Below are 18,166 nucleotides of genomic sequence, written 5' to 3' on the forward strand. Positions count from 1 at the left end.
TCATGCATGACGGAAAGCCGCATAACTGCACAAATAAGCTCACCTCTAAATCAATTAAAATGAAAAAGTATATATCTATAATTTTACTAAGTCTGTCGGTAATCAGCTTTGCCCATGCGCAGGAATACAAGGTTAAGAAAAGCAGTGGAAAAGTACTGCTTAACCTCCCTTCGGTAACTGTAGAGGGCTATAACGGAAATGAAATCATCTTTAGCACCACTAAAAAAGAGATAGAAACAGATCCCCGCGCCAAAGGTCTAAGGGCCATTGACGGCTCTGGCCACACAGATAACACTGGCCTGGGTATAAGTGTTGAAGAAAATGGCTCTACCCTGGAAGTTAATCAGGTTGGTTATGCAAATGAGGCCATTAAAATATTGGTTCCCAAAAATGTTATCCTTTCTTTGGTATGCCATAAGCTGGCCAATGCAGGGAATATCATATTCAGAAACCTGGAAAATGAAATTGAAATTTCAACGGATTATAACAAGATAGAGCTCGTAAACATAACCGGTCCGGTTAGCGTGAGGGCACTTTACGGATCAGTTGATGCCACTTTCAGCGAACATCTCAAAGGGCCTGTTTCTATTGCATCTATCTATTCTACAGTGGATGTCACCATTCCGCCAACTACCAGGGCCAATGTTAAACTCAGCAGTTCACATGGTGAAATAATGGCCTCATCGGGGCTCAAAATTGTACTCGAAAAAAATGGCTCCGGTGATATGATCAGCTACGGGAATGTAGTTAATGGTAAAATCAACGGCGGTGGTGCAGACTTTAAATTGAGCTCCGAATACAGCAAAATTTACCTGCGGGAAACTAAATAAGCCACACCAGCAAAAAAAATAATCAACTCATTTATTTAAACTTTTGATATGAAAAATTTCCTCGTAGGCATTTGCTGTGCCTTAACATTCAGCGCACACGCCCAAACTATTTTAACAAAGTCTTATCCTTTACAACCTGGTCAGCAGGTTAAGCTTAATTTTGATTATCCGGGTGTCAAAATCAGTACCTGGGCAAAAGCCGAAGTGTCTGTTATTGCACATGTGAAGATCAATGACGGCGAGAATGACAATGCGTTTACGCTTGACGGACAAGTTATAAACGGGATACTGGTAATTAGTGACCACATTAAAGATATGGATAAGTTACCGCACCGGTATACCATCGTCCGCAACGGGAAAAAGACGGTCTTCAAATCAAAAGAGGAGTTTCTGGAAGACAGAAAAAAGGGTGGTGCAGAAAAATCATATTCAGAGGGTTCGGATATGGAAATTACGGTAGAAGTTAAAGTACCGGAGCGTTCCATAACAAGTATTAAATCTATTTATGGCTTAGTTGAAATGAACGGTTTCAATGCACCGGTTACGATTGATGCAACCTATGGCGGGATAGATGCTTCAATACCAACCGACCGTACCGGAAAATTACAGGCAACCACCAATTATGGACAGATCCTCACCAACCTTAACCTAAAGGTGACCGACCATACCGACCGTGATTTTTTTCACTCTATAACTGCTGAGCCAGGAAAAGGCCCTGCTTATAATTTTACCTCCACTTACGGCAAAATTTACCTTCGAAAATTATAAAACCTATTTCAAACCTGATATCATCATTCATGGTATCAGGTTTCATTACGCTGGCTACCCTACTGCCTCCCTCCAGAACTCACATCATCATTACTGATCTGCTTTTGACTTTTCTTAATCTCCCCGTTCAGCTTTCCAAACTTATAATTGAAACTGATATTAAAACTCCGGGAATAAATCTGATTGTAATTACTTTGCCTGAACTCATTTGTATTGCTATAAAAATCTACCTTTTTATACTTTCTGAAAGGCATATTCGCACCGAATGAAATTGTACCTTTTTTATTCAGGACCTCTTTGGAAGCACTGCCAGAATAAAAGAAAAAATCGTTATCCCTGCCCTGCAGCATCACATAACGGCTATCATAACCAACATTTATACCTGCTGTATATCCTTTATCAAACTTGTAACTCGTATAAGTAAATGCATGTCCTTGAAATCCCTTGCTGTCATAGAGCTCTCCTAAATACGTTCCGGTTAACCACACCCGCAGCAATTCAAGGTTTAGATTTACATTCAGCTTTTTAGTTAATGGATAATTGGCATTGATATCTGTTCCAAAGCGTTTACTCTTGCCTACGTTCGCGTAAGTGGTTGTCGTTACCGTATCAGGGCTTACATTCACCACACTCTCTATCGTATTGTTAGAATAAGCATAGTTTAACCCAACAGTTAAAGATCCCTTTTTAAACGTACTGTAATTTAGTTCAAAGGAATGACTGGTTACCGGAGTCAGATCAGGATTACCGGTAGTTACATACTTAGGATTGGTTCTGTTAACAAAAGGATTTAGCTGATAGATGCCAGGGCGCTGTATACGGTCGGTAAACCCAAAAGTGATGTTATTGGTAGGGTTAAGTACACGCTGTACAGAAACGGAAGGAACAAAATTATTGTAATGCTGATCTAAAGGTTTATCCTCAAAATTAGCGTCAACAGTGGTATGCTCTACGCGAAGCCCTCCCTTCATTACCCAGTCTTTCAGTTTTAACTGGTAAGAATTATAAATGCTAAACACATCCTGATCATAATTCAGCACGTTTGTTTGTGTTGGATCGATCACATAGTTATCAGTGCCTGGCTGCTGGTTGTAATTTTCGAAATCACTGTAATTTTTCCTGATGATTCCCTTGGCACCGGCCTCAATGGTTAAAGACTTTAGTGGATGAGTATAATCCAGCTGAATGGTATGCTCTTTACTGCCCGAATTATTGTATTGCTTGTAATTGCTGGCCACGGCATCAGGATAATTGTAATTCATATCCATCAGATAAGCAGAAGCATTATTCTGCGTAGCAGATGAAAGGCTGTATTTATAAGAAAGCGTTAACAACTGTTCTCTATTACGCTTAAACCCGTGCTGGAAATTCACTCCTATGTCCGTTCCCTTATATAAAGCCCGTTCATTATTCTGCAGTGAATAGAGTCTTGAAGGTGAGCTGTCTCCATTGAGTTCCGAAGACAATAGGTTGCCATCTGTAGTATTTTTACTGAAACTATGCATGTACGATCCTGTGATCAGATTTAGCGAATCGGCTTCATAACTTAATTCCGCATTGCCGTAACTACTATTTCCACTACTTGTATTAGCTCCCTGCTGTGACAAAAAAGATGCTACCGGACTAATAATATCATTCTGGCTGCCATAACCAGTGGTACGTTTACCCCGAACATTGGTACCGATATAACCATTTAACCCAAACTTACCCTGTTTTACCGTTCCATTAACATTAATCCCAGGACCAAATACTGTATTATACCGTGTGTTCACCCCGCCGCTATAACCTTGTGCAATGTCCTTTTTGGTAATGATATTGATGATCCCTGCTAAACCTTCAGCATCATACTTGGCCGGAGGCGTGGTGATCACCTCTATCCTTTCGATATTACTGGCTGGCATCGATTTAAATACATCGGACGGATTTTTAGCTACTAAAGACGACTCCCTGCCATTGATCAGGATCTTATAATTACCGGTCCCTTTAAGTTTAATATTATCTGTGGCATCAACCGAAACCATGGGCACTTTACGCAGCATATCCAGTACTGTCAGTACTTTACTTTCAGCATCGCTTTGCACATCGTAACTGATACGGTCTACTTCCTGCCTGATAATAGGTTTGGTAGCAGATACAGTGACTTCGTTAAGCTGTTTGGAATTGGATTTAAGCCTGATGTTCCCCAGATTATGCTTAGTTAAAAGAATTGGCTGAATCGTTTTATTATCATAACCTACGGAAGCAATAACTAATTTAAACCCTTCTCCGGCTGGCAGGGCCAATTCAAATGAACCGTCATCTTTGGTCAGTGTACTTTTAAGCTGCTGACCAGTCTTGGCGTCCTGCAAGCTAATGGTAACATAACTTACGGGCTGGCTTTTTAAGGAGTCGATGACAATACCTTTTATAACGTTTGATTGCTGGGCTTCTGCAGAATGGATATAGAGGGAGAACAGACACAAAAAGAGAAGTAACACTTTCTTCATAAATAGGGCGATTAATCCCTATTTAGAGAAATAGCTTACAATAATGTTACAGTTGATTTAAAATAAAAATTATTTTTTGCACTTTACGGTAAAAATCTGATCCAAAATCAATTCCAAAATCTTAATAATTGATATGAATTATTACAATCACTTTTTCCCTGTAAATAAGAACAGCAAAGTATTTTTACATTAAACAACTACAAGCAGATAAAAATTAAATCATCATAGCATTATGGAAAAACAATTTTTTTATGTTAATAAAAAACAGGGTGGATCATCTTATCAAAGTATAGCAGTAAACTCAGGTAATTTTGAAAGTGTTGCCAAAGGCCAGCACAGTCCAGATAACCTCTGGGATAAGGCACATGAGATCAAAAAGAATAATCCTGACCTGGGTTATGTAGAACCTGATCTTGAAAAGCAAAATCCGCAGGCTGAAAGCGTTAAAAATATAAGTCGGCCGGAAACTACCTTTGAAAGCAAAATAGCAATTGCTGAAGACGAATATGATCCCAACTGGCCCTTTCCAGAAAAAGAAGGAAAGCCGGATAAAATGATATGGCATGTTAATGACGACCATGCAGGGTTAAGATCTGCCTGGTTGTCACTGGATAAAAGTTCAAATACCGTGAGGATTGCACACTTTGATACCGGCTACGACCCTGAGCACAGTACCTTTCCAAAAGCTAACATAGAATTTGGCTTACAAAAGAATTTTGTAGAGGATAATGGTTCTGCAGAAGATATAGGATCAGAAGGCTGGCTCAATCAGCCCGGCCACGGTGTAGGTACTTTATCTATACTGGCAGGTGCTTTAGTAGATCTGCCAGAATATCATTATCATGATTTTCTGGGTATTCATCACCAAATTAAGATTCTCCCGGTCAGGATGTCCAGAAGCGTGATACTCTGGAAAAACAAGGCTTTTGTAGAGGCGCTGGAATATGTGATCAGCCTGTACGACAATCCTGAAACCAGATGTCATGTTGTAACGATGAGCATGGGCGGGATGCCCTCTAAAGCATGGGCTGATGTAATTAATCGTGCTTATGATAAAGGCATATTCATTGTCGCCGCCTCAGGAGATAACTTTGGGAGGCTAACACCCTCTACCTTGGTTTATCCTGCCAGGTTTAACCGGGTAGTTGCGGCCTGCGGCGTGTGTTATGATTTTAGTCCCTATGTAAAAAATGTAACCCTGGGCAACGTCAAAATAATGGAGGGCAATTTTGGCCCAGGAAAAGCAATGGACTTTTCCATAGCAGCTTTTACACCCAATGTATCCTGGGCGGTGATCAATACCGGCAATATAGTAAGTATAAACGGTGCGGGTACGTCTTCAGCCACCCCGCAGATTGCTGCCGCGGCCGCACTTTATTACCAGAAGTATTTTGATGAATTGGAGAAGATGGAGGGTTGGCAAAAGATAGAAACCATTCGCGCAGCAATGTTTACATCTGCTTCAAAAACTATAAAAAAAGGTTATAGTGACAAGGATAGAGAGCTATATTTTGGTAATGGCATTTTGCAGGCCAGGAAAATGCTGGATGTGCGTCCAAATAGCGTAACCATCAAAAAGCAGGATATTTCAGTACTTCGTTGGCCATTTCTAAAGCTCATTACCGGTACCGCGGTATTTGAAGCAGTGCAGGATAATGAGGATGAGATGGCGATGTTTGAAATGGAAATTCTACAGCTCATTGCTAAATCGGCAGCGCTGCAAAAATTATTAGATCATGAAGAAACCCCGTTCAACGAGTTAACAGACAAAGATCAAAAACAATTTTATGGTATCCTACTGGAAATGCCGGATGCTTCTAATAGTCTTAAAAAGCTGATTATGGATAATCACCTGTTTTAGGAGGACAGTAGAAGTTCTAAGTTAAAATCATTCAAATAGGAACGCCTAAGTCCAATAAAGGCTTAGGCGTATCCAGTAGCAACGAGAGAATAATTCGGAATTTTATTTTTCAGCTTTATCGGCCAGTACTTTCATAAAATACCCGCCCACTACACTGCGCGCCTGGAAACCAACCATTTTACCGGTGGTGGCCTCATACCAGTCGCTCATAGGAACACGTGAGCTTGTAGTTGAAGCGTAGTGATAAACAGGGTCAACTAAAGCTTTAAAATCGGCCATATTGCTGGTCATTGAAGCTGTCCACACAATCCAGTCAGATTTAGTATAGGTTTTACGGCTGTCCAGTGGCAATCCATAAGCTTTCTGATGTGTTAGATAAAATTTGATCTCTTTATCATATACTGCCTGCGGAAACAACTTTAATCCCAATACTTTATCCCAAACCATATTGTATTTCTGGCTCCAGGTTTCTTTATTATCAAAAACCAGTGCAAAGTGATCACCCGCATCAGCTTTGGCTATCCAGTTGGCCGCCATTTCTTCGGCTATCTTTCTATACTTCGCCGCAGTTTCTTTTTCACCTATCATATCTGCCATCTGCGCGTAAGCACCAATTGCAACAATAGCTTTTACAGATAAATTGGTATTGTGTGCCAAATGCCCGGCAAAATCATCCGTACACAACTGGTTTCCAGGATCAAAACCAGCCTTAGCCAGGTAATTGCTCCATATGGTTAACGTTTTCCAATGTTTTTTGGCGTATTCAGGGCTCCTTTCTGCATTGGCAATAGCAGCAGTCAGGATGATCATATTACCACTTTCTTCTACAGGCATATCTTCACCGTAAGTTTGTCCGTTAGCCAGAGGATAAGTACCTAAGTCATGCGAAGCATAAGGTTTATCCCATTTTCCAGTTTCACTGAAATAGAAAATACCGTTCAGCATTCCTTCCATTAATTTAGGATTGTATAACAGGTACAAAGGTGCAGACGGATAAGTTACATCCACCGTATTGATAGATCCGTTGCTGAAATTCTCTTTAGATAAGAACAACAACTCTCCTTCAGGACTTTTAACCAGCTGATGGGCAGCTATGCTTTGGCGATAAGCCAGGATACATAATTTAGCATAATCGGCTCCGCCAGCTTTACGTGCATCACCTTCAACCTGTGCGTCTGTATGGGCACATTTAGCCAATACTTCTGTATAGTTTTTAGTGGCTTTACTTAAAACCCCTTCCATTGTTGCGCCGGGAACATCACGCCATAGCGGTTTTAAGTCTTTGTGAAAATATTGAATGGAATACAGATCGTCATAACCGATTACCATGAATTTACTGATATCTTCAGCACCCACCATACCGAAAGGTAAAACCGTATTCAGCATCAGCGATTTACCTGTTAACTTCGTAGCTTGTTTTGCCCCCCTTTTGAAAGACGACAAAGCATCGTCATTGCCGGAAATATATTGTTTCGCTTTACTATCAGCCGAAGCGGAAACATATACATATCCCCAATCGATACGCAGGTCGTCACCCTTCTTTTTCAGTACAGGCTGTTCTGTGGTACCTGCTTTTGCGATCATCAATCCATTGCTGCTATAAGCAGAAGCCTGAACTTCCTGCGATGGCAGGTTTACGGCCAGCCCTGATGAAACACTGGTAAAAACAGAAACATCATGTTTGCTTTTATCATTTGATTTTACTTCATAAGTGATATAAGATGCCGGATTAGTTAGTAAAGCCAGGTCTTGCAGGATCAGTGGCGAAGTAAAAGTTACTTTTAAGTCGGTAGGGCCGCATTTAAATTTGTAAGTAGTTTGTGTAGCAGTGATCTGCACATCAGTTTGTTTAGCTGCCTGAACAGCATCCGTAGGCAATTCAGGAAGTTCTTCTGAGATACCAGCATCCAGCCATGCGCCGCCTCCGGTATTTAAACAATGAATGGCCAGCACATTAACACCCATTTTTATGGCCGATTTAGCAGCACCGGTTAGCGGGATCATTACATAATTGCCTGTTGCGCCTGTAACGTTTGCTATTTCTTTTCCGTTGAGGTAAACCTGTGCATCATCATCCTGATACAACTTTAAAAACAGTTTTCCTTTTGGCAAAGCCGATACCTGAAACTGCTTGCGTATAAAGAGGTCTTTACCTGTCCATTTGGTTCCAGCCGGGGCACGGTCATCCCCGAAAGGAGAATATCCCATTTTCCAGGCCTGGCCCGCAGCACCTGGCTGCTCCCATCCTTTTGCAGGTTCTTCTTCTTTATATTGCCAGGTTGACGGTTTATCATCGCCTGTGGCAACAAGTGATTTATACCGCGCAGAGGCATTGCCCATAAAACGATAGTATTGCTGGTCTACTTTGATCACACCAATCAGCGACTGGTCTTTGCCTGTCCAATGTTTGGTAGTGGAAGCGTTCAGCTGATCTGTAGTAGACCACACGCTGAAATAGGCATTGTGTGTAATTAATGGATAAGCTGGTGCACGGTCTTCCTGTGCAAAGGTTTGCTGCCCGCTTAAGGTGAGTAAGGATGCAAATAATGCGATTGGTAGCCTGTTTAAAAACTTCATAAAATGTTATTGGTTAGATTGATTAATTCTTTTTTGAGGGTTTAGGAAAAACTTTATGTGTGTTGGCCCACTGGTTCCATAAGCTGTCCAGCTGCTGCACCTTTTGCGGATATTGCGCCGCCAGATCTTTGGTTTCTGTTTTGTCTACCGCCAGATTGTACAAATGCCAGGTTTGATCGCCACTTAAACCCACCAGTTTCCAGTTATCCTGCCTGGCATACCGGGCACCGAAATGTTCATTGAACAATGTTTCATGTCCTTCAGATTCGTTTCCTTTAAAGGAGGATACCAGGCTTACCCCTGTTGTGGGTGTGATCTGATGGCCATGGTAAACTTTAGGATAAGTGGCACCGACCAGCTCAACAAAAGTAGACATGAAGTCCATCACATGCCCTACCTGATCATTATACCCTCCTTTAGGCGCACTGATACCCTTTGGCCAGAAAGCGATCATTGGCGTGTGAATGCCACCTTCGTAAGACTGGGCTTTCCAATATTCGTAAGGCGTATTCGCTACATTGGCCCAATTGGAGCCGATAGAAGAATAGGTAGTTTCAGGGCCTGGCACAGCTTCCTTTTTTGTTGCATAAACAATCTTTCTTCCATCCCTTGTTTCATCCGGACGGTCGAAACCTGGTCCGTAAGCTGCGCAGTTTTCGTTACTGGCACCGTTATCACTTAAGAATACAATTAAAGTATTGTCCAGCTGGCCGTTTTTCTTCAGCGCTTCGATAATCCGCCCTATGCCCTGGTCCATCCTGTCGATCATCGCCGCGTGGACAGCCATGGCCTGTGCATCCCAGTCTTTGCTTGGGTTATCTTCCCACTTTTCCTGACCGTTCCAGCGGGCAGAAAGTTTAGTGTTTGTGGTATCTATCAATCCCAGTTTAACCATGCGCTGGTACCTTGCTTCGCGGATAGCTTCCCATCCTCCTTTATACGTGTCTTTATATTTTGCTATTTCTTCTGGTGGAGCCATCAGCGGCCAGTGCGGTGCATTTTCGGCCACATATAAAAAGAATGGCGCGGCCGATTTTGCATAAGTGTTGATATAGGAAACCGCTGTATCATTGATGGCATCGGTATGGTAATAATGATCGGGAACTGAAGTGATAGGTGTGGTGCCGCTCACCAGGCTAAAGGGGTCAAAATAATCTACTACACCCCAAATAGTACCAAAAAATTTATCGAACCCGCGGCTGGTTGGATATTGACTGAGCGGTGAAAATTCCGCATGCTGCTGATGGTGGTTTAACCAGTCCATCTGATCTTTTGCTGAAGGCTGCCCATCAGTATTGGACACATGCCACTTACCAGACATGGCTGTTTGATAACCTGCCGTTTTTAACACTTCCGCCATTGTAACGGTATTATTAGATAAGTGACCAAGGTAACCTGGTTCATCTTCGGCATCCGTCATTTTGCCTATCCCTGCCTGCTGGTTATATAAACCGGTGAGCAGTGAAGCCCTTGTAGGGCAGCAGCGGGAAGTATTATAAAACTGCTTGTACCGGATTCCATTTTTTGCCAGGTAATCCAGATTAGGCGTATGTATCTCCCCTCCGTAACTGCCAATATCCGAAAAGCCCATATCATCAGCCAGAATAACAATAATATTAGGACGTTTTGCTTTAGGTTTTACCGGATCTGATTTGAAGCAGATAAACAAACTCGTTACGGCAAGTGCAAAAATAGACAAGTACGTTTTCTTCATGGTTTTATTTTAAGGATGTGTCTGATAAATGATCTTCGCTGTTACCCTTAAAGATAACAGCTGAGACCAGAAACACACCCTTTTTTAGCTTGCTTTGGCAAATAATTTATATCTCACCTATTTGGTTTCTCAAATTAAATTATTCTTTTTCATATAGATTGTTCAATATTTAGTTAGTTTGTCTCATATTTTAAGCCGGTCTGAAATCAGAATGACCTGAACTATGTTTCGAATTCATCTAAAGATCCTCTTCTGCTGCATCTTGCTGCTACCCCTTACAGGCAGCGCACAGTCTTATTATTTTAAACAGTATCAAACTGAAGACGGGCTGGCACACAATACCGTGATCAGCATGATCCAGGACAGGAACGGCTTTATGTGGATCGGCACAAAGGAAGGCTTAAACCGCTTTGACGGTTATACATTTAAGTCTTTTAAAGATCATCACACCCGTTTTGGCAGTATAGGAAACAATGTAATTGCTTCTCTGTGTGAGGATAACAATGGGATGATCTGGGTGGGTACCAATCATGGGATGTTCAGGTTTGATCCTTATAGCGAAACGTTTACGCCGCTGTCTATTGCCCCTTCTTTTATCAGTAATATTCTTGTCGATAAAAAAGGCCGGCTGTGGTTTCTTTCGAATAGTAACCTGATGTCATACGATCCGGCCAAACACCGTCTAACTGATCATCATGTATTGGGCTCCTGCATCGCCTTCGACCCGGCAATGAACTTATGGCTGGGAACAGCAGACGGTTATATCAAAAGATATGCTCCTGCTGAAAAAGAAATCAATATTGTGGGTGATGTCCATTCCACTTCCAGGGAAATCAGTAAACTGCTATGGATTTCCAGCAATCAGGCACTGATTGGCACGGTAAAACAGGGATTAAAATCTTACGATCTGCAAACCGGGCAAGTGAGGTCTTTGCTGATGAGGAACAAGGATCATACGGAGATCTACGTGCGGGATATTATTCCCTATGACCCACATACCTACTGGATAGCTTCTGAATCAGGCATATACACCTATAACCAGCAAACTGATCAACTGGAGAACATCAGGAAACGCATTGGAGATAATTATTCGCTGTCTGATAATGCAGTATATTGTTTGTACCAGGATCACAGCGGAGGGCTTTGGGCAGGCACCTATTTTGGAGGCTTAAATTATTTATCCAGGGAAACGGTTAAGTTTAAAAAATACTATCCGGTAAATGTTTCCAATTCTATTTCCGGAAATGCTGTCCGCGAAATCTGTGCCGGCCAGAATGGTCATATCTGGATTGGAACCGAAGATGCAGGAATCAACCAGTTGGATCTTAAAAACGATCAGTTCTCTCATTATACTTCTGAAGGTAATTCTTCCAGTATCTCTTATCCTAATATTCATGGTTTATTGGCTGTGGCCGATAAACTCTATATCGGTCCTTTTAAACATGGATTGGAGGTGATGGATACAAAAACAGGTCGTGTTATCCGCAAATTCAGCCAGGTTAAAGCCGCAGATGGCAGGGCAAGCGATTTCGTAATGTGTATTTATCTAACATCAGACAATACTTTGCTGATCGGCACTACCGGTGCGGGTTTGTTTACCATCGACCAGAAAAAGTATACGTTTAAAAGGGTAGCGCAAATTCCCGCAAGTTCTTCTGTATATGCATTGCTGGAAGATCATGAGGGTACCATCTGGACGGGAAGCCTCCAGAATGGTGTTTATTATTACAACCCTAAAACCGGTAAAAAGGGAAATATCAGGTTTAATGCATCAACACATGGCCTCCCTGCAGAAGATGAACTGGTGCAGGGTATTTATGAAGATAAACGGCATTTCATATGGGTAACTACAGAAGGGGGGGGATTGATCAGGCTGCATCCCGACCGTCATTCCTTTGACCGGATGACTACCGAGAACGGATTGCCAAGTAATAACTTGTTCAGGACGCTGGAAGATCAATCCGGAAACCTCTGGATCAGTTCGCTAAAAGGATTGATCTGTTTGAATCCCCAGACTAAAAAACTGAAGGTATATACCAAGGAAAACGGCTTAATTACAGATCAGTTCAACTATAATTCGGCATTTAAGGATAAAGATGGAAGGATGTTCTTTGGCTCTGTAAAAGGCATGATCTCCTTTAAGCCCGAAGGTTTGGGACATACCATTCAAACCCCTCCTACTTATATCACCGATTTTCAGGTGAACAACACAGAGGTCATTCCCGGAGGTGCGCATAGTCCTTTGAAACGGTCGGTCATTTATACGGATACGATTGTATTGCAGCACGACCAGTCGAGCTTTAACATCGGCTTTGCTACCCTGTCTTATTCCTCTCCGGGAGTTACAGGATATAAGTATATGATGAAAGGACTGGATAAAGACTGGAATTATTTAAGCACCAACCGCAAAGCTTATTTCACCAACCTCAGTGCCGGAAATTATACTTTCCTTGTGAAATCTTCAAGTAATGTAGGTAACTGGAACGGAAAAGAAAGGGTATTATTTATACAGGTGCTTCCCCCTTTCTGGAAAAGCACCCTGGCCTATGTCATTTATCTGCTGCTATTTTGCCTGTCGGTTTACCTGTTGATACAGTATTACAAAGGGTATTTGAATAAAAAGAACCAAGCCAGGTTACAGTTGTTTGAGCTGGAAAAGGAAAAGGAAATTTACCAGGCTAAAATTGAGTTCTTTACCCACATTGCCCATGAAATACAAACCCCTTTAACCTTAATCATTGGCCCTGTAGAAAGGGTGTTAAAGAAAATTGAGGAGGTGCCTTTACTGCGCAAAAGCCTGCTGATGATTGAAAAGAATGCCAACCGCCTCCTGGAGCTGACTACCCAACTGCTGGATTTCAGGAAAACGGAAATGAATGAGTTTGGGCTGAGTTTTGTGAACACCAATATCAACGACCTGCTGCACGATCAGGCAGAGACCTTCAGGGCCGAAGCGGAAAAGAAAAATATCGTTTTAACCCTGGAATTGCCTGATGAACCCATCATCGCTTTTGTAGATGCCGAAGCTTTTATAAAGATCACCAGCAACCTGATCTCCAATGCCATCAAATATGGATCATCTGTGATATGGATACGTATGCCTGCTTTTACAGCTGGCGACAAAAATTTCATCATTAGCATGAGCAATGATGGAAAATCCATTCCAAAAGAATTCAGGGAAAAGATATTCGAACCCTTTTTCAGAATCAGCGGTCACACACAGCCAGGAACAGGAATAGGCCTTTCGCTGGCCAGATCTTTAGCAGAACTGCACAATGGAAGTTTAAACTTAGTTGATGATAAAACAAATCTGATTATTTTTGAGCTAACTTTACCTGTACGCCAAAACTTCGAATTTAAACTCAGTAAATGGAAAAACATTAACTCATGAAAACTGCGATTTTATTGATTGACGACAATGAAGATATCCTTGAATTTCTTTCTGAAGTGCTCGGGGAAAGTTACCACCTGCACCTGGCCGGTGATGGGGAAAAGGCATTGGCACTGCTGGAAAAAAATATGATCGACTTAATTATCAGTGATATCATGATGCCCGGTATGGATGGTTTCGAGCTTTGCCAGCTGATTAAGTCGAAGGTAGAATACTGCCATATCCCCGTTATCCTCTTAACTTCAAAGAATACGTATAAGGCTAAAATCGCTGGTTTGGAGGTGGGTGCCGATGCTTATATCCAAAAACCTTTCTCCCCTGAGTTCTTACAATTACAGGTAGCTAACCTGCTCAAAAACAGATCGAAGATCAGGGATCATTTCGCAAACGCCCCCTTTGAAGATGTACGCGTAATGGCCCATTCCAAAACGGATGAGTTGTTTTTAAAGAAACTGAATGAGTACATCTGCAAAAACATTAAAGATATTGGCCTGAATATGGACAAGCTCTCTGAGCATATGAATATGAGCAGGCCTACCTTTTACCGAAAGATCAAATCCATTTCTTCCCTTTCCCCAAAGGAGCTGGTTGATATTACCCGGCTAAAAAAGGCTACTGAACTGATTTCCCAAAACGAATACACCTTGTTTGAAATTACAAAACTTACCGGTTACAGTTCACAAACCGTGTTTGGTAAGAGCTTCCAGAAACATTATAAGATGTCGCCAATGGAATACCAGTCCTCCCTTCAGCGGAAATCTTCCGCAGACCTTTAAGCGTGTCTTTTAAAGACTTTATCTACGCTTTTAATAAATGGAAAACAGAGGATAAGAACCAATAACGCGCAGTAATAAACAGCGTGTTCATTGCCGGATAATTGGATGATATCGAATACTTGGCCCAGGGATACCATTAATAGTATAACTGAGAGGATGATTAACAGGTCTTTCATGAGAGCGAATTAGATAAGAAGCCGTATTACAAAATTATTGTTATTACAGTGGGTAAAGAAGTTTTTTACGTGAACGGCTGTTTTACAGTGGCTAACACACTTATTCGTCTATCTAATTGATATATTCAACGTTGGCACCGCCGCTTTATTACCCCTACAAAAGAAGAATTCCTTACTAAATTATTATTAAATTTACGAACCGGATAATTCTAATCTATTGAAACAGCAAAAAGCAATTCTTACGTTCTGGAGGGATATTGAGATATTTAATCTCCCGGACCTTCCTGCAGATGCCAAATTATTTAAATCAGGCAGCACCCTGCCCTGGCATATCCCTCACGAGCCGGAAAAGGACCTGATCTGGCAGCATATCGTGTATTTTGGCAAACTGACTAAGAAGGAAGTAACGGACAGCATTGAAGAGGCGATCAATTACAGCCCCGACAAAGATGATAACTGGACAGAAAAGGTAAGCGGAAATACTTGTATGGCAGCCATGATCATTGATGAATATGGCCATAGCAATCAGGATAACGGTTACATCCAGGCGGCATATGTTCATGGATTAAAGTGTTTGCAAAACAAACTTTCCCTATCTACCATTGAAGCAGAGCTGGAAAAAGAACAGGAGTTATTCAAAGACAGGTTTCCTGTCAATGAAGATGCACCGAACAAAAAGGAAATGCAGACCACCATTATCAACTGGTCGCACCTGATCAAAGAAATCCGGGTACTCAATTCCCTTTCTGTAGAAGGATTAGTGGCAGGGCAGGATATACTGATCAAATCATTTAGAATTTCAAAGCATGCCAAACCAGACATCGCTTTTCTGAATAGTTTTTACCAGAAAGATTTAAACAAACTGATTGACGCGCAGGGCAAATGGGGCAAAGGACTACAGCAGTTCTTATCCATCAACACGGCGGCTATCCCAAAAATTGACCTATTAAATGATGCCGCAGCATTCTGGGATGCAATTGACCCTAAATACCTACCGGCAGGAAGATGGCCATCCAATCCGCAATTTGGCTTGTATAGTGCACAGTTCGGTGCAGTGAACACCTGCTTAGCTGAGTTTAAAAACAAAAACGGGATCATTGGCGTAAATGGCCCACCCGGAACGGGCAAAACAACTTTACTCTCGGATATCGTTGCCGAGGTGATCGTTAACCGGGCCAGCAAATTGATGAGAGGTAATATCCAGACTATTTTTGGTAAGGGTGTTAAAATAGACAAGGGTGAGGATTTTGCTTATTACTATCCCCCTGATGCCAAATTATTTGAAAATGCGGGCATTGTAGTTGCCAGCAACAACAATACCGCTGTAGAGAATATCTCTAAAGAGTTACCTTCGGTAAAAAAGATCGACTTGGATAGCTTTCCCAAAGCCGATTATTTTGGTGAGCTGGCCACAGAACTCATTCCTGGAGAAAGCTGGGGCGTGTTGGCCGCTGCTTTAGGAAATGCAGAAAATAAAAATGCATTTAAAAATAAATTCTGGTATGCGGGCGAAAAAAGAGATGGCTTTGCAAAATTATTAGTAGCGGCTTATGCCAAAAATAATGATCAAACACCCCGTTATCTGGGGCTGTATGAGCAGGCAGCAGCAGAACTCAAAGAACTGCACCTACAGTTCGATACCTTTAAACTTAAAGCAGAAAAGTTTCATTTTTCCTTTCCCCGTTATTTACAGGACCAGGTATTGCTGAGCGAAGAAGAAACCAACCTTTCCCTTCAGCAGACTGCCTTTAGTTCGCTGAATGAAGAAAAGTTAATTGCAGAATCTTTAGTCCGCACCATCAATACCCGCATTTTCTCCCTGCAGGAAAGTATTAAATTGCACAGCTCTATAAAACCGTCCTGGTTTGCATTTCAGCAGCTTTTTAAAACTGTATCCTTTAAATCCTGGAAAGCAGCAGAAGAACTATATTTTTCTGAACTGGCCAGTCAGACAAAAGAATTAATTGAAGCACAGCAATCATTCGACAGCGTTTTAAAACGAATAAAAAAGGCCGAAAAAGAGATCGAAGATACCACACAGCGTTTACAGCAGGTGAATAACCGCTTAGCTGCTTACCAGCGGCTAAAGGAAGAATTGCACCGGGAATATGGGATAGATTTTGCAAATATTCCTGATGAGGAGCTGTTAGATCAGTACCATTCGGATAAGGCTAAATTTCACAAAGCCAGTCCCTGGTCTTCTGTCAAAATTAACACCCTGCGTTCTAATATCTTCTTACTAAGTCTTAAACTGCATGAATATGCTATTTTAAGTAATGCCAAGCCATTTTATAATAACCTGAAGTTGTTTATGGACTACCTGGACGGGAAAATCCAGATCAGTGAAGTGCTGGCAGAGATCTTGTGGAAAACGTTTTTCTTCTGTATTCCTGTAGTTTCCACTACCCTTGCCTCAGTTTCTAAACTCTTTGGTGCTTTAGGAAAGGAGAGTATAGGATGGCTTTTAATTGATGAAGCCGGGCAGGCTGTTCCCCTTTCTGCCGCAGGATTAATCAACAGGGCCCAAAAGAGTGTCATCATTGGTGATCCTTTCCAAATTGAACCTGTGGTAACACTAAACCACCAGCTGATTAAAATGCTGGGTGCCGGACATAAAACCGATCCGCTTTGGTCGCCCCTTCATAATTCTGCGCAAACGCTGGCAGACCGCGTTACCAGTAAAGGTGCTTATATTTCTAATAGTTTGGGCGAGCAATCATGGACAGGGTTTCCCCTACGCACTCACCGCCGTTGTAACAACCCGATGTTTGCTATTGCCAATCAGATTGCCTACAGCAAGCAGATGGTTAAAGCAGAAGCTGATGTAGAATTTGAATGTGCTTTAGGAAATTCCGCCTGGTTTGATGTAGCCGGAACTACCATAGAAAACAGACATGTGATTGTAGAAGAGATTGATTTTCTAAAAGAGAAGATCGCTTTACTAAAAGATCATCCTTCTGATATATTTGTCATTTCCCCATTTAAATCAGTTGCCGATCAATGCAGCGCAGCTTTCCGTTATTCCCCGAAAGTGAAGTGCGGTACCATCCACACTTTTCAGGGTAAAGAAGCCGATATTGTATTTTTGATCCTGGGCAGTGACCCGGCAAAACCAGGTGCGCGCACTTGGGCATCCAGAAAACCTAATATGCTCAATGTGGCGTTAACCAGGGCAAAGAGACGGTTCTATGTGATTGGCAATAAGAAGTTATGGAAGGGAAATAACTTTTTTAGTATACTGGCTATGGAACTCTAACAGGTTATTTCTTTTTTTCTGCAGCTTTCTTTGGAACACAATTAGGTACTTTCTTACCAGCTTTTGTTTTGGTCCCTATCTGTTCATAGTTTTTCCAGCAGGGATCTTTGGTTTCTTTTTTATCGGCCATATCTATCAGGTTTTAGTTAAGGTCAACAAAGGATTTGCCTATATGTTTGATGATAATCATTCCTGAAAGCACTAAACCCCTAAAAACTTCTTTCTGTATTTATTTTCGCTAAATACTAGATTTATTTTCTTATTAAGAATATATATTATATATTTGTAGTGTAAATAAAGGATCTAAATTTCCTTAATAGCAACTAAAGTT

Annotated in this window: 10 protein-coding genes; 6 read left to right on the forward strand and 4 right to left on the reverse strand. The window is 41.6% G+C overall.

All coding sequences use genetic code 11. The features are described from left to right. Positions 1 to 59 precede the first annotated feature (59 nt). On the forward strand, positions 60 to 830 hold the full coding sequence (locus GSQ84_RS01765; protein ID WP_158795535.1) for a hypothetical protein: 771 nt from the start codon (positions 60 to 62) through the stop codon (positions 828 to 830). A gap of 48 nt (positions 831 to 878) precedes the next feature. Further along, positions 879 to 1,598 (forward strand): hypothetical protein, encoded by a 720-nt coding sequence (locus tag GSQ84_RS01770; RefSeq protein WP_158795536.1) that lies wholly within the window; start codon positions 879 to 881, stop codon positions 1,596 to 1,598. Positions 1,599 to 1,657: 59 nt separating this feature from the next. Here GSQ84_RS01770 and GSQ84_RS01775 read toward each other — a convergent pair whose 3' ends face one another. Next, positions 1,658 to 4,084, reverse strand: a complete 2,427-nt coding sequence (locus GSQ84_RS01775) for a TonB-dependent receptor domain-containing protein (protein WP_158795537.1) — start codon at positions 4,082 to 4,084, stop codon at positions 1,658 to 1,660. Positions 4,085 to 4,316: 232 nt separating this feature from the next. Here GSQ84_RS01775 and GSQ84_RS01780 point away from each other — a divergent pair, with 232 nt between their 5' ends. Further along, positions 4,317 to 5,945 carry a S8/S53 family peptidase gene (locus GSQ84_RS01780; protein WP_158795538.1) on the forward strand — a complete coding sequence of 543 codons (1,629 nt, stop codon included), beginning with the start codon at positions 4,317 to 4,319 and terminating at the stop codon, positions 5,943 to 5,945. Between the two features lie 102 nt (positions 5,946 to 6,047). Here the strand turns inward: GSQ84_RS01780 and GSQ84_RS01785 are convergent, their stop codons facing one another. Both GSQ84_RS01785 and GSQ84_RS01790 read right to left on the reverse strand, forming a co-directional pair. Further along, on the reverse strand, positions 6,048 to 8,522 hold the full coding sequence (locus tag GSQ84_RS01785) for a glutaminase family protein (protein WP_158795539.1): 2,475 nt from the start codon (positions 8,520 to 8,522) through the stop codon (positions 6,048 to 6,050). 22 nt (positions 8,523 to 8,544) lie between these two features. Continuing rightward, positions 8,545 to 10,236, reverse strand: a complete 1,692-nt coding sequence (locus GSQ84_RS01790; protein ID WP_158795540.1) for an arylsulfatase — start codon at positions 10,234 to 10,236, stop codon at positions 8,545 to 8,547. Positions 10,237 to 10,459: 223 nt separating this feature from the next. On the opposite strand from GSQ84_RS01790, the gene GSQ84_RS01795 reads away from it, so the two are divergent. The 3 genes from GSQ84_RS01795 (at position 10,460) to GSQ84_RS01805 (ending at position 17,835) form a co-directional block, all read left to right on the forward strand. Beyond that, positions 10,460 to 13,627 (forward strand): two-component regulator propeller domain-containing protein, encoded by a 3,168-nt coding sequence (locus GSQ84_RS01795; RefSeq protein ID WP_158795541.1) that lies wholly within the window; start codon positions 10,460 to 10,462, stop codon positions 13,625 to 13,627. Continuing rightward, positions 13,624 to 14,403 (forward strand): response regulator, encoded by a 780-nt coding sequence (locus tag GSQ84_RS01800; protein WP_158795542.1) that lies wholly within the window; start codon positions 13,624 to 13,626, stop codon positions 14,401 to 14,403. The genes GSQ84_RS01795 and GSQ84_RS01800 overlap by 4 nt, the downstream gene beginning before the upstream one ends. A gap of 393 nt (positions 14,404 to 14,796) precedes the next feature. Continuing rightward, positions 14,797 to 17,835, forward strand: coding sequence for an ATP-binding protein (locus GSQ84_RS01805; protein WP_158795543.1), 3,039 nt, complete (start codon positions 14,797 to 14,799; stop codon positions 17,833 to 17,835). A gap of 4 nt (positions 17,836 to 17,839) precedes the next feature. Here the strand turns inward: GSQ84_RS01805 and GSQ84_RS28180 are convergent, their stop codons facing one another. Continuing rightward, positions 17,840 to 17,965, reverse strand: a complete 126-nt coding sequence (locus GSQ84_RS28180) for a hypothetical protein (RefSeq protein ID WP_256377519.1) — start codon at positions 17,963 to 17,965, stop codon at positions 17,840 to 17,842. Positions 17,966 to 18,166: the final 201 nt, after the last annotated feature.

The sequence above is a fragment of the Pedobacter sp. L105 genome (genome assembly GCF_009765875.1).
Classification (GTDB): domain Bacteria; phylum Bacteroidota; class Bacteroidia; order Sphingobacteriales; family Sphingobacteriaceae; genus Pedobacter.